Source organism: Maritimibacter harenae (assembly GCF_009882975.1).
GTDB classification, from domain to species: Bacteria; Pseudomonadota; Alphaproteobacteria; order Rhodobacterales; family Rhodobacteraceae; genus Maritimibacter; species Maritimibacter harenae.
The window spans coordinates 24,369-44,415 of sequence record NZ_WTUX01000010.1 but is presented as its reverse complement, the minus strand read 5'-3'; the positions used below and the strand labels follow the sequence as shown (position 1 = coordinate 44,415).

Sequence of the window (20,047 nt, the reverse complement as noted above, 5' to 3'; positions counted from 1 at the left end):
ACACCAGATTCTATGTCCAAAAATTAGGCAATTGCCTACGGGGCGGGCACGCGCACCCCGCGTTTCCTTGTTGAGCGGGGTGCGCCTGCGCTTGCTAAGGGCGTGATTTCGCGCGGGGCACCTCCCGCATCAATATAGGGGAAATGACGTGAAACTGATCATTGCAGCGATCAAGCCGTTCAAGCTGGAGGAGGTCCGCGAGGCGCTGACCACCATCGGCGTGCGCGGCATGATGGTGACGGAAATCAAGGGTTTCGGTTCGCAGTCGGGCCACACGGAAATCTACCGCGGCGCGGAATACGCCGTGAATTTCGTGCCGAAGGTGAAACTGGAAATCGTCGTCGAGGACGGGCTGGCCGACCAGGTCGTCGAGACCATCGCCAAGACCGCCCAGACCGGGAAGATCGGCGACGGCAAGATCTTCACCATGGATGTCGCGGGCGCACTGCGCGTGCGGACCGGCGAAACCGACGGGGACGCGCTCTAAGCGCGACAACAAGGGGAACTACACGACATGCAACTCAAGAAACTTCTTCCGCTTGGCGTCGCGGCGGCCACCATGCTGCCGATGGTCGCCTTTGGTCAGGACGAAGGTCCGGTCGCGGGCACCGATGCCGCGTCCGATTCGATCTTCATCTTCAACTCGCTGCTCTTCCTCATCGGCGGCTTCCTCGTGATGTGGATGGCCGCGGGTTTCTCGATGCTCGAGGCCGGCCTCGTTCGCTCCAAGAACGTGACCATGCAGCTCACCAAGAACATCGCGCTCTTCTCGATCGCGGCGATCATGTACTACCTCATCGGCTACAACCTGATGTACCCGCTGGGGTCCTGGTCGATCGGCACGGACGAGACCGGCGGCTACCTTGGCGCCTTCGGCGTCGCGGTGCTCGAAGCGGTCGGTGTCGGGCGTGACGCGGCCGACGACTATGGCTACGCCTCGACCGGTTCGGACTTCTTCTTCCAGCTGATGTTCTGCGCCACCACGGCCTCGATCGTCTCGGGTACGCTCGCCGAGCGCATCAAGCTTTGGCCGTTCCTGATCTTCACCGTGATCCTGACCGGCTTCATCTACCCGATCCAGGCCTCCTGGAAATGGGGCGGCGGCTTCCTCGACAGCCAGTTCGGCTTCCTCGATTTCGCCGGTTCGACCGTCGTGCACTCGGTCGGCGGCTGGGCGGCTCTCGCCGGTGCGCTGATCCTCGGCCCGCGCCTTGGCAAGTACGTCGACGGTAAGGTCACGGCCTTCCCGGGTTCGAACCTGACCCTCGCCACGCTGGGCACGTTCATCCTGTGGCTCGGCTGGTTCGGCTTCAACGGCGGCTCGCAGCTCGCGATGGGCACCGTGGGTGACGTGGCCGACGTGTCGCGCATCTTCTCGAACACCAACACGGCCGCGGCCGGTGGTGCCATCGCCGCGCTGATCCTGACCCAGATCGTCTACAAGAAGGTCGACCTGACGATGGTTCTCAACGGCGCGCTCGCGGGTCTCGTGTCGATCACGGCCGAACCGCTCACCCCGTCGCTGGGTGCTGCCACCATCATCGGTGCCGTCGGCGGCGTGATCGTGGTCTTCGCGGTCCCGATGCTCGACAAGATGAAGATCGACGACGTGGTCGGCGCCATCCCGGTGCACCTGCTCGCCGGTATCTGGGGCACCATCGCGGTCGTCTTCACCAACTCGGACGCGACCTTCGGCGGCCAGATCATCTCGATCATCATCGTCGGCATCTTCGTCTTCGTGGTCTCGGCGATCATCTGGTTCATCCTCAAGGCCGTCATGGGCCTGCGCGTGAGCGAAGAGGACGAGATGATGGGCCTCGACAAGGCCGAGCTGGGCATGGAAGCCTACCCGGAATTCGTGAGCTGATCGCTCACCATATCCGAAACACAGGCCCGGGCGTTCGCGCCCGGGCTTTTTTCTTTGCCGCACGCGAAAAGGCCGGGGAGACCCCCGGCCTTTCGGCCGCCCCGGTCGGAGCGGCGTGGAGGGGGGCAGGACATGACCCTCCATCGTGCCCCTGCAAACGCGCGGGCCCGGCGCCTCCGTCGCATCACGACATTACGAATTTGTAATCTAGAGCCCGACGAGCATCCTGAGCCCCTGTGTCACGTCCGTCCGCACGGCCAGGCGCAGCCCCGGCTCATCCCCCGCGGCAAGGGCCGCAAGGATCGCGCGGTGGTGCTTTTGCAGGTCGGAGCGGTCGCGCGACATGTAGAGCGCGCGCATCGTGGGCCCCAGCTGGAGCCAAACGGTCTCTGCCATCGCCAGCATCGCCGGCGCCTGGGCACGCAGGTAGAGCGTGCGGTGGAACTCGAGGTTCGAGCGGATGTAGCCGGTCACGTCATGCTTCGCCACGACCTCGGCCACCCGTGAATTTATGGTGCGCAGGCGCTCGATCAGCGCGAGGTGCGCACGCGGCAGGGCCCGGGCGGCAAGCTCGGGCTCCAGGAGTGCGCGCAGCGCCGCCAGCTCCTCGATCCGTTCCGGGGTGAGATCCGGCGTGGTCACACGCCCCGATGACGACAGGGTCAACGCACCTTCCGCGGCCAGCCGGCGCACGGCCTCGCGCGCGGGGGTCATGGAGACGCCGAAATCCTTGCCGATGCCGCGCAGGGTGAGCGCGACGCCCGGCTCCATCTCGCCGGCCATGAGGCGCGCGCGCAGGGTCCGGTAGACCCGTTCATGGGCCGAGCTCTGCGGATCGGGCGGCTGTGTCGGGGCGGGGGGCGGCGTGTCCATGTCCCTTTGTGATCACAAATGCTGCCGCGGTCAATCGCGGAAGCGGTAGCGGTGCAGCCCACCGCCCTCTTCGCGCAACCACCGGCGCTGCGCCTTGTGATCGGGAAAGAGCCTCTCGCACTGGCGCCAGAAGGCCGCCGAGTGGTCCATGTGGACGAGATGGGCGACCTCGTGCGCGGCGACGTAGTCGAGCACCTCGGGCGGGGCCATCACCAGCCGCCAGGAATACATCAGGTTGCCCTGCGCCGAGCACGACCCCCAGCGCGAGCGTGTGTCGCGCAACGTCACCTTGCCGAACGCGCAGCCGACAGCGGCTGCGTGGCGCGTGGAGGCCTCGACCAGCCGGTCACGTGCGGCGTGCTTGAGAACGGCGGCAAGGCGCGCGGGCGTCGTCTCGACCCGGGTGTCCGGCACGAGGATACGGTCCTCCCGGATCGCCACACTCCGTCGCGGGGCGGCCTCGATCGGCAGCATGCGCCCCTCGAACGGGATCGCGGCACCGGGAAGCGGCACGACCTCATGCGGCAGATCGGCGAGGTGGCCGCGGATCCACCGGGCCCGTTCGGCCGCGAAGGCCTCGGCCTCGCGAAAGCGCACGCCCGTGGGCAGCGTGAGCGTGACCTGCCCGTCGAGCCGCGAGATCCGGAGCGACAGGCGGCGCGCCCGGGACGAGCGGCGCACGCGCACCACGACCTCCGGCTGACCGGGCAGGCGAATCGTCGCCGGCTCCTGTCCTCCGCCCCGTCCGAAGACCGCTTCTCTCAGCCCCATTTGCGGCTCCCGCTCGCTCAATGCGCCAAAACCCGTTTTGAAAGGCTTTGACACCCCCTTGCACATGTGGCAATTGCGCCCAAATCTCGCATGACGACATGATGACGGAAAGGGTTTTCCATGCCCAAGGAAGAATGGGGCACGAAACGCGTTTGCCCGACGACCGGTAAGCGGTTCTACGACCTGAACGCCGACCCGATCGTTTCGCCCTACACCGGCGAAGTGGTCGAGATCGACACCGGCAAGTCGCGGACCATGGTCGCCGACAAGGCGGACAAGGCCAGCAAGAAAGACGACACCTCGAGCGACGACCTCGTCAGCAACGACGACGAGACGATCGAAGACGACGACACCGACGTCGATCTGGGCGATGACGTGCTCGAGGACGACGACGATGACGACGTCTCGCTCGACGAGATCGCCGACGTCGCCTCGGAAGACGACGAGTAAGCACCGGCGGGTGCGAGAATCACGGGGCCGGGCCGTTGCGCCCGGCCCTTGTCGTTCGCGCCGCTGCGCGGGCGTCGGGCGCGGCCGCGGGGCCAGGAAACACGGCGGTTTCGGGCGGGTCCGAAGGAATTGCACGACCGGCGTTTTTTTCGCTTGAAACCCACCCCGCGCTCGCCTAAACACCGCGAACATTCGGCATGAGCCGTATGGGGCCTTAGCTCAGTTGGGAGAGCGCTTGCATGGCATGCAAGAGGTCAGGGGTTCGACTCCCCTAGGCTCCACCAAATCCCCCACCACACACCAACATCGCGTACGCGACCGGCACGTCACGTTACCGTCGTGACCCCGAACAGCACGCCGAGGCCGAGCGGGCCGAGGCGGACGATCCAGGCGAGGGTTCGGGCTGCACCGTGGCGCAGGCCGAATTGCCGGCACAGGTGGCCGGGGCTGAAGCGCCAGCCGAGGATGAGGGACGAGCCGATGGCGGCGAGGATCACGCCGTTGGAGCCGATGGTCCGGTCGACGGCGTCCAGCACCGGTTCGCCGGCGATCCTCCACTCCGCCGCGGAGTAACTCAGGGCCGACGGCACGGCGAGCGCGACGATGGCGAGGATGCCCGCGATGACCGCCGAGACCTGTCCGAACGGGCGCCATTGTTCGCGCAGGGCCGCCGTCACCACCTTCGCACCGCCCAGGCAGGATGACAGCGCGGCGAGGAACAGGAGCCAGAAGAACACCGGGGCAAGGATACCGCCCGCGCCCATGTTCTCGAACGCTTTCGGCAAGGTCTCGAACGCGAGTTCCGAGCCCGCGTCGGGCGACAGGCCCGCTGCGAAGACCAGCGGAAAGATCGCGATACCCGCCAGGATCGCCACGCCGGAGTTCATCGCGGCGATGGAGGCCACGGCGCGCGGGACATGCACCCGGCGCGGCAGGTAGCTGCCGTAGGTGATCAGGTAGCCCTGCCCGATGGTCATCGAGAAGAACGCCTGCCCGAAGGCGGCGCGCCACAGACCGGGGTCCGCGAACCGGGTGGCGTCGGTCGAAAAGAGGAAATCCATCGCCTCGCCGGCCGCCCCGTTCTGCAGCCCGTAGATTGCGATCCCGCCCAGCGCGAGAAGCAGCACCGGCATGAGAAACTGCGCGGCGCGTTCGATCCCCGACAGGCCGAAGGCCAGAATGGCGGCCACCACGGCACCGGTCCCGCCCAGCCACCAGACCGAGGCGAAACCGGAGCTGAACTCCCCGAAAGCGGGCGGGGCCCCCAGCGTGCTTTCGACCGCGTAGCCGAAGGTCCAGCCGGTCACGACGAAATAGTAGCTGTTGATCATCAGCGTCAGCAGCACCACCGCGACGCCGAAGGCCACGAAGGCCCGCCCCAGGCGACGGAAGCTCGCGATCACGGAGCCATGGGAATTGCGGCCGGCGGCCACCTCGAGCGCGGCGAAGGGGATCGCGAAGGCGACGACAGCGATGGCATAGGCCACCAGGAACGCGCCGCCGCCGTTCTCGCCCACCAATGTCGGGAAGCGCCAGAGGTTGCCCAGTCCCACGCCCGCCGCCGCGGTGGACAGGACGAAGGCCCGTTCCGACGACCACGTCGCATAGGGCTCTTCCCTACGGTGCGCGGCTTCGCGCGAAACGTCGGAAAGACCGGCCGCCGCCTGGCTGCTCTCTTCGCGGGGGCGGGCTGTGGGTTCGCGCTGCGCGGCGCGCGGCCCGTCGGATGATCCGTTTTCGGACGCAGACGATCGGCCGCGTTCCGTCGCATCCTGCGGGGCGGTGTCTTCGTTGTCCGGCTGCGCGTCGCGCGGGTCCGCTGGTGGCAAAAGGGCCTCCCGTGAATCCGTGTTCGCCACGGAGCAACGCGGTAGGGTGTCCCCCTGTTCCCGCCCCGCGCTGCCATCCGGCAAAAGAATATGTGATATTGCACAGCGCAATGGCAGGACCTGCCTAAGCTGGGGCGAAGACTCTGCGAACAGGGACCCACCTTGAAGAAGTCCGAGAAACAAGACCGCCCCGCCGAGGACGCCAAGCCCCGGTCCGCCAGCGACGCGGCCGGCGGGCTGACCTTCCGCAGGCTCCAGGTGTTCTGGTCCGTGGCCCACTCGACAAGCCTCACGCAGGCGAGCAAACAGCTGGGCCTCGCGCAGCCGTCCGTGTCGCAGCAGATCGCCACGCTGGAGGACATCGTCGGCTCGTCGCTCTTCGACCGGCGCTCGAACACGCTCGAGCTGACCGAGGCGGGGCGCCACCTTCTGCGCCACGTGGAAAAGGTGCTCGAAAGCATGCAGGCGCTCGAGGACGGGGTGGCCGAGATCGGCGACGGGTCGCGCCAGACCGTGCACCTCGCCGGGCTCAACTCCATCCTGCGGGTGATCCTGCCCCCCGCGATGGAGGCGCTGCACGAGGAGTTTCCGCGCGTCGACTACGACATCCACGAAAGCTCGCCCGCCGAGGTGCTCGAGATGCTCTACGCGCGGCGCATCAACCTTGGCCTGATCTCGTCGAACTCCATCGCGCCGGCCAGCGCCGGCTTCCAGCAGGTTCCGATCTGCGTGGATCCCTACGTGCTCGCCGTGCCCCGGGATCTCGACCTCGCCGACGTCGCGGACCCGCGCACAGACCTGTCGCCCGAGGCGCGCGAGGTGCTGATGCGTTCGATCCAGTTCGCTTTCGGCACGCAGCACAGCAAGCGCGTGCAGGCGTGGTACGACAAGGTGGTCCCGGGCAACTGGCCCTTCGCACAGGCCCGCAGTTTCGAGGTCGCTTTGGGGATGGTGCGGTCCGGCCTTGGCGTATGCCTCGCCCCGGCGATGTCCTGCGTCGTCGGGGGAACGGCAATCCAGGGGGTGCGCCTCTACCGGGTCGACTTCCCGGCGCGCGACGTGGTCGCCCTCCTGCCCAAAACGTATTTGCGTACGGACCCGTATGCGAGCCTGATCGAGCACCTCAAGGTGGCGGGCGCGCATTTCGCGCCGCCCGGTCTTCTCGATACGCCACCCTTCCTCGACACGCCGGCCGCAGCCGACTAGGCACCAAGGCGCGCGAAGCCAAGCCATTGCCATTAAATGATTTTCCGGCCTGATGCCCGCGTTTGGCCGCGGTCTATGGAGCGCATAGATTGAAGGTCGCCGGGGCCCGTCCCTACTCTCGTTCCTGCAGCAATGTCGCTGTGCAACAAAACGAAGGGAGGTTCCACATGGCTTGGGACGCACCGAAAGTTCGCGAGATTCCGGTCGGCATGGAAATCAACATGTACGCCTGCGCGAAGCAGAAGTAACCCATGCCCCTCTGCCCGCCGACTTCAGTGCCCGCGTCCCCATGCTGAACTTCGTCGTTCTCGGGGGCGCCGCGGGCGGAGGGGTTCCGCAATGGAACTGCAATTGCCCGACCTGCCGGGCGGCGCGCGCCAACCCGGCGCTTGGCGATGGGCAGGCCTCCGTCGCTTTCAGCGCGGACGGGGAGAACTGGTTTCTCGTCAACGCCTCGCCCGACATCCGCCAGCAGATCAACGAAACGCCCGAGCTTCATCCGAAAGAGGCCGAACTGCGCCACAGCCCGATCGCCGGGGTCATCCTGACGAATGGCGAGGTCGACGCGGTCGCGGGGCTTCTGTCGATGCGCGAAGGGTCCCCGTTCGGTATCTGGGCCCATGAGCGGGTGCTGTCGCTGCTCGAGGACAATTCCATCTTCAACGTGCTGGACCGCGAAAAGGTGCCGCGCATCCCGGTCGGTATCGACAAGCCCTTTCCGCTCACGCTTCAGGACGGATCGCCCACCGGCATCAGTGTCACGGCCTTCGAGGTTCCCGGCAAATCCGCCTGGTACCTGGAGGGCACGGCCCACGGCCACCAGCGCGACGTCACGGGTGACACGCTGGGGCTCGAGATCACCGGGCCGGACGGCGCCAAGGCGTTCGTCATCACCGCCTGCGCGGGCATGGACGCGGCGCTCGAAGAACGGCTGCGCGGCGCGGACCTTGTGTTCTTCGACGGCACGCTCTGGACCGACGACGAAATCATCGCGGCCGGGCTTGGCCCCAAGACCGGGCAGCGCATGGGGCACATGTCGATGGCCGGGACCGACGGGGTGATCGAAGCCTTCAAGGGGCTCGACGTGACCCGCCGGATCTTCATCCACGTCAACAACTCCAACCCCGCGCATCTGCCGGACTCGCCGGAGCGCAAGACGCTGGAACGCGCGGGATGGGACATCGCCAGACACGGACAGAAGGTGACGCTGTGAGCCTCGACACACCCCAATTCACCACCATCCCCAAGACGCCGCTCGAGAGTGCGGAAGAGATGGAAGAGCGCCTGCGCCTGATCGGCCAGACGCGCTATCACAACCTCCACCCGTTCCACGACATGCTGCACGGCGGCAAGCTGAACAAGGGACAGGTGCAGGCGTGGGCGATCAACCGGTACTATTACCAGTGCTCGATCCCCATCAAGGACGCCATCGTCATCTCCCGGTTCGACGACCGGCTGACCCGCGTGGAATGGCGCCACCGGATCGAGGACCACGACGGCGCGCCCGAAAGCGAAGGCGGCATCGAACGCTGGCTGCAGCTGACCGAAGGGCTGGGCATCGACCGCGCCTATGTCGAGTCGACCGAAGGCATCCTGCCCGCCACCCGGTTCGCGGTCGACGCCTACGTTCACTTCGTGCGCGACCGCACGCCGCTGGAGGCGATCGCCTCGTCGCTGACCGAACTCTTCGCCCCCTCGCTGCACGAGCAGCGCATCGAAGGCATGCTCCAGCACTACGACTTCATCCGCCCCGAGATCATGACCTACTTCAAGCGCCGACTGACGCAGGCGCCGCGCGACGCGGAATTCGCGCTCAACTACGTGCGCGAACATGCCCGCACGCCCGAGGAGCGCGCGGCGGTCTGCGATGCGCTACTGTTCAAGACGCAAGTGCTCTGGGTTCAACTCGACGCGCTCTACCACGCCTATGTCTCGGGCTTTCCGCCACCCGGCGCCTTCGTTCCGGACGAACTGACATGAGCGCGGACGGACAACCGCAGCGGCTGATCGTGACCGGCGACATGGCGCTCGCCCTGCCCCGTCATGTCCAGCTTCGCTACAACAAGCCGCGCGAGATGTGGCTGCTTCTCGCCCCGGAACGCGTGCTCACGCCGGACCCGATCGCGGTCGTGGTGCTCGAGAAATGCGACGGGGCGAAATCCCTGCACGACATCGCCGTCGAACTGTCGGAAACCTATGCCGCCCCGGTCGAACGGATCGAGGCAGACGTGATCGACATGATGCAGGACCTTGCCGACAAAGGCTTTCTCACCCGAACGGAGGCACCATGAGCGACATCGCCGAAACCACGCGACAGACGACGCTGGAGCCGGGCAAGGGCACGTCCCACGGCCTGCCGGTCGCGGTGCTGCTCGAGGTAACGCACCGCTGCCCGCTGCAATGCCCCTATTGCTCGAACCCCGTCGAACTCGACAAGCCCAAGGCGGAACTCTCGACCGAGGAATGGGTGCGGGTCCTCAACGAAATGGCCGATCTCGGGGTGCTCCAGGTCCATTTCTCCGGCGGCGAGCCGATGGCGCGCAAGGACATCGTCGAGCTCGTGCAGGCGGCCACGGATGCGGGGCTCTATTCCAACCTCATCACCTCCGGCGTCACCCTGACGCGAGACAAGCTGGAGGCGCTGGCCGATGCCGGGCTGTGCCATGTGCAGATCAGCTTCCAGGCCAACGACCCCGTGCTCGCGAACCGCGTGGGCGGCTATCGCAACGGCCACGCCAAGAAGCTCGAGGCCGCGCGCCACACCCGCGCGGTCGGTCTGCCGCTGACCGTGAACGCCGTGATGCACCGCCAGAACCTCCACGAACTCCCCGACATGATCGACATGGCGGTCGAGATGGGCGCGCACCGGATCGAGGTGGCGAACGTGCAGTATTACGGCTGGGCCTTGAAGAACCGGGCGGCGCTGATGCCGACCATGGACCAGATCGAGGAATGCAACCGCGTGGTGGCCGAGGCAGAGGAGCGGCTCAAGGGCGTGCTCGCCATCGACTATGTCGTTCCGGATTACTACGCCGTGCGCCCCAAGACCTGCATGGGCGGCTGGGGCCGGCAGTTCTTCAACATCTCCCCTGCCGGCAAGGTGCTGCCCTGCCATGCCGCCGAGACGATCACGGGGCTGGAGTTCGACAGCGTGCGCGATCATGCGCTCGGCTGGATCTGGGACCACTCCCCCGCGCTCAACCTCTATCGCGGCACCGACTGGATGCCGGAGCCGTGCCGAAGCTGCGACTTCAAGGAAGAAGATTTCGGCGGCTGCCGGTGCCAGGCCTTCGCACTCACCGGCGACGCGGCCGCCACCGATCCGGCCTGCTCGTTCTCGCCCCACCACGAGGCCGTGTTCAAGACCGCCGAGGACGAGTCCGCCACCGGCGACACGCGCTTCATCTACCGCAACCTTGCCGGTGGCACCCCGGAGGCCTAGCGTCCGGGGATGAAATGGCTCACCGATGAAATGCTGCCCGTTTCGGACGGGCACAGGCTCTGCGTGCGTTCGACGGGCAACCCCGACGGCATCCCGGCCGTCTTCCTGCATGGCGGCCCCGGGAGCGGCGTGCAGGAGAGCCAGCTTGGCGTCTTCGACCTCGACCGCTTCCACGTGATCGCCTTCGACCAGCGCGGGGCGGGCTTGAGCACGCCCAAGGGCGGGCGCGACGGCAACACGACCGCCCATCTCGTCTCCGACGTCGAAGCGATCCGCGACCGGTTCGGGATCGACCGCTGGCTCGTCGTCGGCGGGTCATGGGGCGCGACGCTGGCGCTGGCCTATGCCACGGCGCATCCGGAGCGGGTGCGGGGGCTCGTGCTCCGGGCGGTCTTCCTCGGCACGCGGGCCGAGCTCGAGCGCGCGTTTCTGGTGCATCTCCCGACCTTCTACCCGGCGCTCCACGCGGATTGGCTGTCGATGCTGCCGAAGACGGAACGCGCGCGGCCGCTCGACGCATACTGGGCGCGCATCCTCGACCCCGACCCCGCCGTCCACCTGCCCGCCGCGCGAGCCTGGCATGACACGGAGCGGGCGCTGTCGTCCCTGGTCCCGTCCGCCACGCGGCTCGACATGCGCGCGGTGCAGGCGACGACCGGACCGGTCCCGTCATCGCCCTACATGGAAGCGCATTATTTCAGCAACGACTGCTTCCTCGACGGCGACCTGCGGGACCGGGCGCGGGCCCTGGGCGACATCCCCGGCCTGGTCGTGCAGGGCCGGTTCGACCTGCTGTGTCCGCCCGAAACGTCGCACGCGCTCGCCGACGCATGGCCGGGCGCAGTGGTCCGCGAGGTTGAAGGCGCGGGGCATTCGATGGGCGACAAGTCGGTCTTCGCCGCCGTGCGCGACGCATTGTCGGAGATCGCCGACCGGCTCTAGGGCACGGGGGCGAGGCAGATCGCCTGCAACTGTTCGCGCAGCCACCGGTGCGCCGCGTCCGCATCCATGCGCTTGTGCCAGATCATGCTGTGCGCCACCGCCGGGATATCGGGGGGCAGTTCGCGGGCCTGCAACCCGTGGCGGTCGAGGAACACCTGCGCGACGCGCCGGGTGAACACGCCCACGAGATCGCCGTCCTGCAACAGGTCCGGCGTGATGATGAAATTCGAGATCGACACGCGTTGCTGTCGCGGCATCCCCATCTCGTTCAGCACGCGGTCGAACACGGCCCCCTGCACCCCGCCCGATGTGACGACGAGATGCTCGTGGCGCACGAGTTCCTCGATCGGCACGGGGCCGCAACCGGACGCGAGTGGATGCGACGGGGCGAACACGGCGAGCAGCGGCTCGTCGAACACCGCGGCGCTTTCGACGCCCTTGGGCACGTCGTCGAACGATCCTATGGCAAGGTCGAGATCCTTGGAGAGCACAAGCTCAAGCGCCCGCCCCCGGTCGGCGGTGCGCAAGTCGATGCTGATGCCCGGCGCGCGGTCCCGGACATGGCGCAGGAACGGCAGCATCACCGGAAGGCTCAGCCGGTCCGGCGCGCCGATCACCACGTGCGTCCGGTCGCTGCGCGGATCGAACGTCGCCTCGAGCCGGGTGCATTCGCGCGACAATTCCGCGATCTGGCTGGTCTTTTCGTAAAGCGCGAGCGCCTTGCGCGTCGGCTCCAGCCCTTGCGCCGTGCGCAGGAACAGCGGGTCCTCGAACGTGTCGCGCAGGCGCTTCAAGGCGGCTGAAATCGCCGATTGCGTGCGCCCCAGCCGGTCGCCCGTGGCGGTCACGCTGCGCTCCTCCATCAGCATGTTGAAGACGGGCAGGAGATTGAGATCGAAACCGGACATGGGCCACCTTCATCAATTCCGTCAATGGATAACAGAAAGAACATAAATTTGCGACATTGCGCCAAGGGGGATAGTCTGATCACAAAACCGGCACCCTCACACCGGGGGCGCGCGGGGGAGGACGCAATGACGGCAGTGGACGACACACCACCCAGGGTTGGCTGGGTGGTGGCGGGCATGACGACACTCATGGTCGTGGCCTGTATCCTGTGGAACCTGGAGGTGCCGACACGGCTGGGCTTTGCGCTTCTGAGCCAGCAATACATGGCGTTCCAGCTGGCGCTGGCGCTTGGCCTGACCTTCATCCGCTTCACCTATACCGGCGCGCCGTCAGACCGGGCGGGCTGGGTCGACGGGGCCATCGCGCTCATCGTTCTGGGCGTCGTGCTCTACTGCGCTGCGGACTACGTCTGGCTTCTGCGCGAACAGCCCTACCGACCGTGGCAGATCACGGTCGTCGGCACGGTCATCACGCTCGCGGTGATGGAGGGCATACGCCGGCGTACGGGCTGGATGCTCTTCACCATCGTCGCGATCTTCCTGGTCTACGCGCTCTTTGCCGACCAGGTGCCCGGGCGGCTGATCGGCAAGGAACTGAGCCCGGTCCGGCTGGTGCAATACGTGGGCTTCGACCCGAACGCGGTCTTTTCCACCCCGCTCGCCGTGGGGACGATGATCGTCCTCGTTTTCGTGTTCTTCGGGCAGCTCCTGTTCGCTGCCGGGGGCGGCACCTTCTTCACCGACCTCGCGATGGCGGCGACCGGCCGGGCGCGGGGCGGGTCGGCCAAGATCTCGGTCGTCGGCTCGGCCCTCTTCGGCTCGATCTCGGGCAGCGCGGTATCGAACGTCGTGACCACCGGCGTCGTCACCATCCCGCTCATGCAGCGCGGCGGCTACAACAAGCGCGATTCCGGCGCGATCGAGGCGGTGGCCTCGACCGGTGGGCAGCTCACCCCGCCGATCATGGGGGCCGCCGCCTTCCTGATGGCCGAGTTCCTCGACATCTCCTACTTCACCGTGGCGGGCGCGGCGGTGATCCCTGCGGCGCTCTACTACCTCAGCGTCTTCACCCAGGTGGACCTGATCGCCGGGCGCGACCGGATCGCGGCGGCCGATGACGAGATGCGCACGGTGGGCGAGGTGCTGAAGGAAGGTTGGCATTTCGCCGTCCCCTTCGGGCTGCTCCTCGTCGCGCTCTTCTGGTGGCGCTGGGACCCGGAGGACAGCGCGCTCCTGGCCGCCGTCGGCATCGTCGCGGTCGGCTTCCTGCGCGGCTACCGGGGGGAGAGGCTGACGCCCAGGACACTGGGCCGGGTCTTCGTGGACACAGGGCTCAGCATGGTGGACCTGATCCTCGTGGTCGCGGCGGCCGGGTTCGTGATCGGCATCCTCAACATCACTGGCTTGGGCTTTGCGCTCACGCTCGTGCTGGTGGACACGGTGGGATCGAACCTCGTGCTGCTCGTGATGATCTCGGCGGTGATCTGCATCATCCTGGGAATGGGGATGCCCACCTCGGGCGTGTACGTGCTGCTCGCCGCACTGGTCGCGCCCTCGCTGGTCGAGGCCGGTATCAACCAGCTCTCGGCCCACCTGTTCATCCTCTACTTCGGCATGATGTCCATGATCACGCCCCCGGTGGCACTGGCCGCCTTCGCGGCCGCGACGATCACCAAGGACGATCCGTTGAAGACCGGGCTCGCCGCGATGCGCGTGGGCTGGGCGGCCTTCGTGATCCCGTTCCTGTTCGTGGCCACGCCGGCGATCCTGTTCGACGGCACCTGGGGCGAGGCGCTGTCGGCCACCGCGCTCGCCGGGATCGGCGTCATGGCGGTGACCGCCGGGATCGTGGGCTTCTGGGGCCGCGACCTCGCGCTGTGGATCCGCGTCGCGGTCGTGGCGCTCGGCCTTGCCGCAATGCCCTTCGGCTTCCTGCCGAAATCCGAACTTCTGCACGTCCCCGCCGCCGGGGTGCTGGTCGCGCTCGCGCTGCTGGCCTTCGCGCTGGGACGGCGCAACACACCCAAGACCGAAACGACAACAGGGAGGAAGACATCATGAGTATCATCACACGCACGCTGGGCGCGGGGGCCGCCGCGCTCGCCCTGACGGCCGGGGCCGCCGTGGCGCAGGTCGTCACGATCGCGACCGGGGCGCAGGGATCGCTCGCCTACAACTCCGGCCAGGCCGTGGCCAAGGTCGCCAACGACGCGGGCATCACCGCGCGCACCCAGCCGCTGGTGGGCTACCTGCCGCTGGTCAACTCGGGCGAGGTCGACTTCGGCTTCTCCAACGGGGTCGAGGTCGCCTATGCCTATGAAGGCACCGGCAACTACGACCGGGCGCATCCCAACATCCGCATGGTCGGCGTGATGTTCCCGCTGACCACCTCGATCATGGCGCCCTGCGACCTGGGGCTCGAAACCGTGGCGGACCTCAAGGAACAGGCCGGCGACCTGCGCATCGCGTCGGAATACACGTCCTCGACGATCATCCCGTTCTACATCCGCGGCGGGCTGGCCAATGCCGGTCTCACCTACGACGACTTCCAGAAGGTGCCGGTCGCGAGCTTCGTCGCCGGGATCAACGCGCTGGGTGACGAACTGGTCGACGTGGCGCTGGTAAGCCTCAACTCCGGCGCAGGGCAGCAGGCGGCGGTCAAGCTGCAGGACCGCGGCGGGCTGTGCTACATCTCGCTCGATGATTCCGAGGAAGGCGAGGCGGCGTTCAAGGAATTCCTGCCGGCGGGCAACATCGTGTCGCTGGGCCAGAACGACGACATCAACGGACTCCAGAACTACGGCGCCAACCTGATGCAGATCCCGTGGATCCTGATGAGCAACGGCGACGTGGACGAGCAGCTCGTCTACGACATGACCAAGGCCATCGCCGAGAACAAGGAGGCGCTCGCGGCCTCGTTCGGGGCGTTCAACCGCGCGAATGCCCAGGACATGGCGCCCGCGAACGCGACGCCCTACCACCCTGGCGCGCTGCGCTACTACGAAGAGGCGGGCATCCCCGTCGGCGAATGATATCGCGGGCGGCGCGGCCCCTGGGCCGCGCCGCCCCCCTTCCCCCACCAGATTTCAGGATATTTCCCATGATGGAGAAGCTCACGGCCTCCGACGGCCATCAACTCGATTGCTGGATGCAGCCCGCCGAGGGCACGGCCAAGGGCGGCATCGTGATCCTGCAGGAAATCTTCGGCGTCACCGACCAGCTCAAGGGCGTCGCGCAGATGTATGCGGCACAGGGCTACGACGTGGCGATCCCGGCGCTCTTCGACCGACAGCAGCCGGGCGCGGTCATTCCCTTCGACGAGGGGCCCAAGGGGCGCGACCTGATGCTGGCGGCCGACCTGGAAGAGACCATGATGGACACGGATGCTGCCGTGCAGGCGCTCAAGGCCAAGGGCCACAAGGTCGGCGTGATGGGGTTCTGCTGGGGCGGCGGGCTGGCGCTGCGCGCGGCCCAGAAGCTCGACGTCGACGCCGCCGTCGCCTTCTACGGCACGCGGCTGCCCCAATACCTCGACAGTCCGCTCAAGGCGCCGCTCCTCGGGCATTTCGGCACCAAGGACGACCATACGCCCAAGGAGATGCTGGACGAGGCGCAGGAGTATCTCCCGGAGATGGAGATGCACATGTACGAGGCAGGGCATGCGTTTGCCAACGATGCCCGTCCGAGCTATGTGCCGGAGGCCGCGGCGCTGGCCCACGAACGGACGCTCGCCTTCTTCGCCAAGCACCTCGGCTGATCGAGAACGGGCACGGGCAGGCACGACACATTGGACATTTCTGACATTATCCTGATCGTTCTCGCCTTCGCGGCGGGGGGCGTGCTCAAGGGCGCGGTCGGCGCGGGTGCGCCGCTTCTGGCGGTGCCGCTGATGGCGCTCACGCGCGACATGCAGTTCGCGGTCGCGGTCTTCGTGCTGCCCAACATCGTACCCAACGTGATCCAGGCCTGGGCCTACCGGAGACAGCTTTCCGCGCCCCGCTTCGCGGCGACCTTCGCGATCGCGGGCGGCGTGGGCGCAGGGCTCGGCACGATCGCGCTGGCCGGATGGAAGCCGGATCTTCTGCTGCTCACCGTCGGCTTCGTCATGGTCGCCTACATCCTCTTTCGCGCCTTCAAACCGGGCTGGACGCTCAGGATGAACACCGGGCGGCTCCTCGCCGCACCGGCCGGCATCCTCGCCGGCGCGCTCCAGGGGGCGACAGGGCTGTCCGCCCCGGTGTCGCTCACCTTCCTCGGCGCGCTACGGCTGGAGCGCGAGGACTTCATGGGCACGGTGTCGCTCTTCTTCGTGGCCCTGGGCGTCGTGCAATTGCCCGCACAGATGGCCTTCGGGATCATGACCCCGGAGCGGTTCCTCTACAGCGGGCTCGCCCTGATCCCGCTTCTGCTGTCGATGCCGCTCGGCAGCTGGATCGGCGCGCGGATGCCCCGGCAGGCTTTCGAATGGGTGATCCTGTTCATCCTCTTCGTGCTGGCCGTCCGCCTGATCTACGGCGGGCTGTTCTGATCCCGCCGCGCGGCCCTCATCCGGACGCCCCGCGCATGCGTATACTTCACCGAAACCACGCCGGGTGCGCCAATTCGCCCGCCGTTGGGGCATGGCGCTCCCCGCGGCCGCAATGATATCCTGTCGGGCGATGGCGGAAGGTTGATCCCGATGTCAGCCGCCGGGGTGGCGCAATCCGCCAACCCGGCGCATACAGGGTTGCGAGAAACGCGCCGGGAAGAACGGAGACTGACAGGATGTTCGAAGCCGTGATCGTGCCGATCCTGATCGTCGTCGCCACAGTGGCGGCGATGGAGTTCGTGGCGTGGTGGTCGCACAAGTACATCATGCACGGCTGGGGCTGGGGCTGGCATGAAAGCCACCACGTGCCCCACGAGGGCGGGCTGGAGAAGAACGACCTCTACGCCGTCGTCGGCTCGGTCACCGCGATCTTCCTCTTCGCGCTGTCGCTCTGGCTCTGGGCGGGGCTCTTCTGGATCGCGCTCGGCGTGACGATCTACGGCGCGCTCTACTTCATGGCGCACGACGGGCTGGTGCATCACCGCTGGCCGTTCAAATACGTGCCCAAGAACGGCTACCTCAAGCGCGTCTACCAGGCTCACCGGCTGCATCACGCCGTGAAGGGGCGCGACGGCTGCGTCTCCTTCGGCTTCATCTGGGCGCCGCCGATCGACCGGCTGAAGGCGGACCTGAAGAAGAACCGCGAAAGAATGGCTCTGGAGATGTACGAGTCCGAGGACGCCGCGGCGGTCAATCAGGACGGAACCGTCGGCCGCGTGTAGAGACCACGCCGCGCGGGCGCGTCGTCGACGCTCCGGAACCGTGATCCGATCGTGTCCCCCAAAGCCAGCGTGATGAGCCAGACCTTGGCGCCGAGGCCGGTGGCGATGCGCCGCTCCCAGGCCCCCGGCCCGCCCCGGCGCAGCTTCTCACCGATAGCGCGGTAGACCCGCGCGGCCGAGGCGATGGCCCAGGCCGATCGCCAATCGAGCTCCGACAGCCCCCACTGGGCCGAGGCATAATACCGGTCCGCCTCGTCCAGCATGTCGCAGACCACGGCGAAGAGCGTCGCACGGTTCTCCGGCGCGTCGTAATCATCGGGCGTCAGGCCGCGGCGCGCCAGGAGATCGGCTGGCACGTAGCGGCGCCCCGCGTGCGCGTCGTCCATCACGTCGCGCGCGATGTTGGTGAGCTGGAACGCGATGCCCAGGTCGCAGGCCCGGTCGAGCACGTCCGCGCGCCGCGCGCCCATCACCATCGCCATCATCACGCCAACATCCCCGGCCACGTGGTAGCAATAGGTCAGCGTGTCGGTGAGCGTGGGATAGTCGCGCTCGCTCACGTCCATCTCGAACCCGGTGATCAGGTCCTCGGGCAGCCGGTGCGGAATGTCGTTGCCGCGCACCACTTCGCCGAGCCCGTCGAAGGCCGGGTCGCCGATGCGTTCGCCGTTCAGCACGGCGGCGGTGCGGCGCTTCAGATCCTCGAGCCGCCCGTGCTGGCCCTTGCGGAAAGCGGGATCCTGGTCATGGCCGAAGGCCTGCCCGTCGATCAGGTCGTCGGCATGGCGGCACCAGGCGTAGAGCATCACCACGTCGGCGCGCACCTGCGGCTTGAACAGGGTCGCCGCCATGCCGAAGCTCTTCGAGCCGCGCGCGATGGACTGCTCGCCGAACTGGACGAGCTCCGTCGCGTCTGCGGCATGGACCCTCATGCCGGGGCCTCCGCGCGGGCGTGTTCGATCATCAGCCCGGCGGTCGCCTTGGCCGACCCGACCACGCCGGGGATGCCCGCGCCGGGATGCGTGCCTGCCCCGACGATGTAGAGGTTGCGGATGACGTCATCGCGGTTGTGCGGGCGGAACCACGCGGACTGGGTCAGGATCGGCTCCACCGAGAAGGCCGAGCCGAGGTGCGAATTCAGATCATCGCGGAAGCCGTGCGGCGTCAGCATGTGCGACGTCACGAGCCGCTTGCGCAGGTCCGGGATGTGGTGCTTTTCGAGATAGTCGAAGATCCGGTCGCGGTAGCGCGGTGCCTCCGCCTCCCAGTCGATGTCGGCCGTGCCAAGGTGCGGGACCGGGGAGAGCACGTAGTAGGTGCTGTGCCCCTCCGGCGCGAGGGTGGGATCGGTCACCGACGGCGCATGCAGGTAGAGCGAGAAATCATCGGACAGCTTGTCCGTCTTGAAGATGTCGTCGATCAGCCCGCGGTAGCGATTGCCGAACAAGATCATGTGGTGGCGCAGGTTCTCGGGCTTCCCCTTGAGCCCGAAGTAGGTGACGAAGAGCGACATGGAGAAGCGCTTGCGTTTCAGCGCCTTCGCATAGGATTTGCCGCGCCGCGTGCCGCCCAGGAGCTTGTCGTAGGTGTGCACCACGTCCCCGTTCGAGGCGACGAGATCGGCCTCCAGCACCTCGCCCGCGACCCGGACCCCGGTGATCCGGTCGCCCGCGGTGATCAGCTGCTCGACCTCCGCCGAGGTGCGGATCGTGCCGCCCAGGTCCTCGAACAGCTTGACCATGCCTTTGACCAGCGCGCCGGTGCCGCCCTTGGCCCACCACACGCCCCCGCGCCGCTCCAGCGCGTGGATCAGAGCGTAGATCGACGACGTGTCGAACGGGTTGCCGCCCACCAGCAGCGTGTGGAACGAGAACGCCTGGCGCAGGTAGTCGTTCTCGATGAACGAGGCGACCTTGGAGTAGACGCTGCGATAGGCGCCCACGCGCACCAGCTGGGGGGCCGCCTTCATCATGCTCTTGAAGTCGAGGAAGGGCACGGTGCCGAGCTTGAGGTAGCCTTCGCGGTAGACGTCCTCGGAATACTTCATGAAACGCTCGTATCCGGCCACGTCACGGGGCGAGAGCGCCTCGATCTGGCGGGCGAGCTCATCCTGGTCGTTGACGTAATCGAAGCGCGTCCCGTCCTCCCAGCACAACTGGTAGAATGGCGAAACGGGCATCAGCGTCACGTAATCGTCGATCGACCGGCCCGACAGGTCCCAGAGCTCGCGCAGGGCGTCGGGATCGGTGATCACCGTGGGGCCGCCGTCGAAGGTGAACCCGTCCTTCTCGTAGACATAGGCGCGCCCGCCCGGCTTGTCGCGCTTCTCGAGGATCGTGGTGGAGATCCCGGCGCTCTGCAGGCGGATGGCCAGGGCGAGCCCGCCGAACCCCGCGCCGATCACGATGGCCCGGCTTCCGGTCGCTTGCATGTCGTTCGTACTCACGTG

21 protein-coding genes and 1 tRNA gene are annotated in these 20,047 nt (G+C 67.3%); 16 read left to right on the top strand and 6 right to left on the bottom strand.

Annotated features, from left to right (window positions below):
- Nucleotides 1–148 precede the first annotated feature (148 nt).
- Nucleotides 149–487 carry a P-II family nitrogen regulator gene (locus tag GQE99_RS04505; RefSeq protein WP_161350386.1) on the top strand — a complete coding sequence of 113 codons (339 nt, stop codon included), beginning with the start codon at nucleotides 149–151 and terminating at the stop codon, nucleotides 485–487.
- Nucleotides 488–514: 27 nt separating this feature from the next.
- Entirely contained in the window at nucleotides 515–1,867 is a 1,353-nt protein-coding gene (locus tag GQE99_RS04500; RefSeq protein ID WP_161350385.1) for an ammonium transporter, read from the top strand.
- Between the two features lie 207 nt (nucleotides 1,868–2,074).
- Here the strand turns inward: GQE99_RS04500 and GQE99_RS04495 are convergent, their stop codons facing one another.
- Nucleotides 2,075–2,740: a GntR family transcriptional regulator gene (locus GQE99_RS04495; RefSeq protein ID WP_161350384.1), complete on the bottom strand. Its 666-nt coding sequence runs from the start codon at nucleotides 2,738–2,740 to the stop codon at nucleotides 2,075–2,077.
- Nucleotides 2,741–2,770: 30 nt separating this feature from the next.
- A complete protein-coding gene (locus GQE99_RS04490) occupies nucleotides 2,771–3,511 on the bottom strand; it encodes a M48 family metallopeptidase (RefSeq protein ID WP_235917113.1) in 741 nt (246 codons plus the stop codon).
- A 120-nt stretch (nucleotides 3,512–3,631) separates the two neighbouring features.
- Between GQE99_RS04490 and GQE99_RS04485 the strand changes: the two genes are divergently transcribed.
- Nucleotides 3,632–3,961 carry a TIGR02300 family protein gene (locus GQE99_RS04485; protein ID WP_161350382.1) on the top strand — a complete coding sequence of 110 codons (330 nt, stop codon included), beginning with the start codon at nucleotides 3,632–3,634 and terminating at the stop codon, nucleotides 3,959–3,961.
- Nucleotides 3,962–4,169: 208 nt separating this feature from the next.
- Nucleotides 4,170–4,245, top strand: a tRNA-Ala gene (locus GQE99_RS04480).
- A gap of 42 nt (nucleotides 4,246–4,287) precedes the next feature.
- Here the strand turns inward: GQE99_RS04480 and GQE99_RS04475 are convergent.
- A complete protein-coding gene (locus GQE99_RS04475; protein ID WP_161350381.1) occupies nucleotides 4,288–5,790 on the bottom strand; it encodes a sodium-dependent transporter in 1,503 nt (500 codons plus the stop codon).
- Between the two features lie 162 nt (nucleotides 5,791–5,952).
- Here GQE99_RS04475 and GQE99_RS04470 point away from each other — a divergent pair, with 162 nt between their 5' ends.
- The 7 genes from GQE99_RS04470 (at nucleotide 5,953) to pip (ending at nucleotide 11,380) form a co-directional block, all read left to right on the top strand.
- On the top strand, nucleotides 5,953–6,996 hold the full coding sequence (locus GQE99_RS04470; RefSeq protein ID WP_235917112.1) for a LysR family transcriptional regulator: 1,044 nt from the start codon (nucleotides 5,953–5,955) through the stop codon (nucleotides 6,994–6,996).
- A 167-nt stretch (nucleotides 6,997–7,163) separates the two neighbouring features.
- A complete protein-coding gene (gene pqqA, locus GQE99_RS04465) occupies nucleotides 7,164–7,244 on the top strand; it encodes a pyrroloquinoline quinone precursor peptide PqqA (protein ID WP_008335771.1) in 81 nt (26 codons plus the stop codon).
- 41 nt (nucleotides 7,245–7,285) lie between these two features.
- Nucleotides 7,286–8,209, top strand: a complete 924-nt coding sequence (gene pqqB, locus GQE99_RS04460; RefSeq protein ID WP_161350380.1) for a pyrroloquinoline quinone biosynthesis protein PqqB — start codon at nucleotides 7,286–7,288, stop codon at nucleotides 8,207–8,209.
- Between the two features lie 59 nt (nucleotides 8,210–8,268).
- Complete coding sequence (gene pqqC, locus GQE99_RS04455) at nucleotides 8,269–8,976, top strand: pyrroloquinoline-quinone synthase PqqC (protein WP_235917126.1); 708 nt, start codon at nucleotides 8,269–8,271, stop codon at nucleotides 8,974–8,976.
- Nucleotides 8,973–9,287, top strand: coding sequence for a pyrroloquinoline quinone biosynthesis peptide chaperone PqqD (pqqD, locus tag GQE99_RS04450; protein WP_202530581.1), 315 nt, complete (start codon nucleotides 8,973–8,975; stop codon nucleotides 9,285–9,287). Before pqqC ends, pqqD begins: the two co-directional genes overlap by 4 nt.
- The gene (pqqE, locus tag GQE99_RS04445; protein WP_161350378.1) at nucleotides 9,284–10,438 is read left to right on the top strand and encodes a pyrroloquinoline quinone biosynthesis protein PqqE; all 1,155 of its coding nucleotides are present in this window, start codon (nucleotides 9,284–9,286) and stop codon (nucleotides 10,436–10,438) included. Before pqqD ends, pqqE begins: the two co-directional genes overlap by 4 nt.
- A 9-nt stretch (nucleotides 10,439–10,447) precedes the next feature.
- Nucleotides 10,448–11,380 carry a prolyl aminopeptidase gene (gene pip, locus GQE99_RS04440; RefSeq protein ID WP_161350377.1) on the top strand — a complete coding sequence of 311 codons (933 nt, stop codon included), beginning with the start codon at nucleotides 10,448–10,450 and terminating at the stop codon, nucleotides 11,378–11,380.
- Here pip and GQE99_RS04435 read toward each other — a convergent pair.
- The gene (locus tag GQE99_RS04435; RefSeq protein WP_161350376.1) at nucleotides 11,377–12,288 is read right to left on the bottom strand and encodes a LysR family transcriptional regulator; all 912 of its coding nucleotides are present in this window, start codon (nucleotides 12,286–12,288) and stop codon (nucleotides 11,377–11,379) included. The two genes, pip and GQE99_RS04435, sit on opposite strands and share 4 nt — an antisense overlap.
- A 126-nt stretch (nucleotides 12,289–12,414) precedes the next feature.
- Here GQE99_RS04435 and GQE99_RS04430 point away from each other — a divergent pair, with 126 nt between their 5' ends.
- The 5 genes from GQE99_RS04430 to GQE99_RS04410 all read left to right on the top strand — a co-directional run bounded on the left by GQE99_RS04430 (nucleotide 12,415) and on the right by GQE99_RS04410 (nucleotide 17,598).
- Entirely contained in the window at nucleotides 12,415–14,349 is a 1,935-nt protein-coding gene (locus GQE99_RS04430; protein WP_161350375.1) for a TRAP transporter permease, read from the top strand.
- Nucleotides 14,346–15,320 carry a TAXI family TRAP transporter solute-binding subunit gene (locus tag GQE99_RS04425; protein WP_161350374.1) on the top strand — a complete coding sequence of 325 codons (975 nt, stop codon included), beginning with the start codon at nucleotides 14,346–14,348 and terminating at the stop codon, nucleotides 15,318–15,320. Before GQE99_RS04430 ends, GQE99_RS04425 begins: the two co-directional genes overlap by 4 nt.
- Nucleotides 15,321–15,388: 68 nt before the next feature.
- Nucleotides 15,389–16,045: a dienelactone hydrolase family protein gene (locus GQE99_RS04420; protein WP_161350373.1), complete on the top strand. Its 657-nt coding sequence runs from the start codon at nucleotides 15,389–15,391 to the stop codon at nucleotides 16,043–16,045.
- A gap of 30 nt (nucleotides 16,046–16,075) precedes the next feature.
- Entirely contained in the window at nucleotides 16,076–16,816 is a 741-nt protein-coding gene (locus GQE99_RS04415; protein ID WP_161350372.1) for a sulfite exporter TauE/SafE family protein, read from the top strand.
- A gap of 236 nt (nucleotides 16,817–17,052) precedes the next feature.
- Entirely contained in the window at nucleotides 17,053–17,598 is a 546-nt protein-coding gene (locus GQE99_RS04410; RefSeq protein WP_161350371.1) for a sterol desaturase family protein, read from the top strand.
- On the opposite strand, the gene GQE99_RS04405 is transcribed toward GQE99_RS04410, so the two are convergent.
- Both GQE99_RS04405 and GQE99_RS04400 read right to left on the bottom strand, forming a co-directional pair.
- Nucleotides 17,571–18,530 carry a phytoene/squalene synthase family protein gene (locus GQE99_RS04405; protein ID WP_161350370.1) on the bottom strand — a complete coding sequence of 320 codons (960 nt, stop codon included), beginning with the start codon at nucleotides 18,528–18,530 and terminating at the stop codon, nucleotides 17,571–17,573. The genes GQE99_RS04410 and GQE99_RS04405 overlap by 28 nt on opposite strands.
- A complete protein-coding gene (locus tag GQE99_RS04400) occupies nucleotides 18,527–20,029 on the bottom strand; it encodes a phytoene desaturase (protein WP_161350369.1) in 1,503 nt (500 codons plus the stop codon). The genes GQE99_RS04405 and GQE99_RS04400 overlap by 4 nt, the downstream gene beginning before the upstream one ends.
- Nucleotides 20,030–20,047 lie beyond the last annotated feature (18 nt).

Bases quoted from the DNA above. Each gene is read 5' to 3' on its own strand.
- GQE99_RS04500 (WP_161350385.1), top strand. From the start codon at position 515: ATGCAACTCAAGAAACTTCTTCCGCTTGGCGTCGCGGCGGCCACCATG.
- GQE99_RS04495 (WP_161350384.1), bottom strand. From the start codon at position 2,740: ATGGACACGCCGCCCCCCGCCCCGACACAGCCGCCCGATCCGCAGAGC.
- GQE99_RS04490 (WP_235917113.1), bottom strand. From the start codon at position 3,511: ATGGGGCTGAGAGAAGCGGTCTTCGGACGGGGCGGAGGACAGGAGCCG.
- GQE99_RS04485 (WP_161350382.1), top strand. From the start codon at position 3,632: ATGCCCAAGGAAGAATGGGGCACGAAACGCGTTTGCCCGACGACCGGT.
- pqqA (WP_008335771.1), top strand. From the start codon at position 7,164: ATGGCTTGGGACGCACCGAAAGTTCGCGAGATTCCGGTCGGCATGGAA.
- pqqB (WP_161350380.1), top strand. From the start codon at position 7,286: ATGCTGAACTTCGTCGTTCTCGGGGGCGCCGCGGGCGGAGGGGTTCCG.
- pqqC (WP_235917126.1), top strand. From the start codon at position 8,269: ATGGAAGAGCGCCTGCGCCTGATCGGCCAGACGCGCTATCACAACCTC.
- pqqD (WP_202530581.1), top strand. From the start codon at position 8,973: ATGAGCGCGGACGGACAACCGCAGCGGCTGATCGTGACCGGCGACATG.
- pqqE (WP_161350378.1), top strand. From the start codon at position 9,284: ATGAGCGACATCGCCGAAACCACGCGACAGACGACGCTGGAGCCGGGC.
- pip (WP_161350377.1), top strand. From the start codon at position 10,448: ATGAAATGGCTCACCGATGAAATGCTGCCCGTTTCGGACGGGCACAGG.
- GQE99_RS04435 (WP_161350376.1), bottom strand. From the start codon at position 12,288: ATGTCCGGTTTCGATCTCAATCTCCTGCCCGTCTTCAACATGCTGATG.
- GQE99_RS04430 (WP_161350375.1), top strand. From the start codon at position 12,415: ATGACGGCAGTGGACGACACACCACCCAGGGTTGGCTGGGTGGTGGCG.
- GQE99_RS04425 (WP_161350374.1), top strand. From the start codon at position 14,346: ATGAGTATCATCACACGCACGCTGGGCGCGGGGGCCGCCGCGCTCGCC.
- GQE99_RS04420 (WP_161350373.1), top strand. From the start codon at position 15,389: ATGATGGAGAAGCTCACGGCCTCCGACGGCCATCAACTCGATTGCTGG.
- GQE99_RS04410 (WP_161350371.1), top strand. From the start codon at position 17,053: ATGTTCGAAGCCGTGATCGTGCCGATCCTGATCGTCGTCGCCACAGTG.
- GQE99_RS04405 (WP_161350370.1), bottom strand. From the start codon at position 18,530: ATGAGGGTCCATGCCGCAGACGCGACGGAGCTCGTCCAGTTCGGCGAG.
- GQE99_RS04400 (WP_161350369.1), bottom strand. From the start codon at position 20,029: ATGCAAGCGACCGGAAGCCGGGCCATCGTGATCGGCGCGGGGTTCGGC.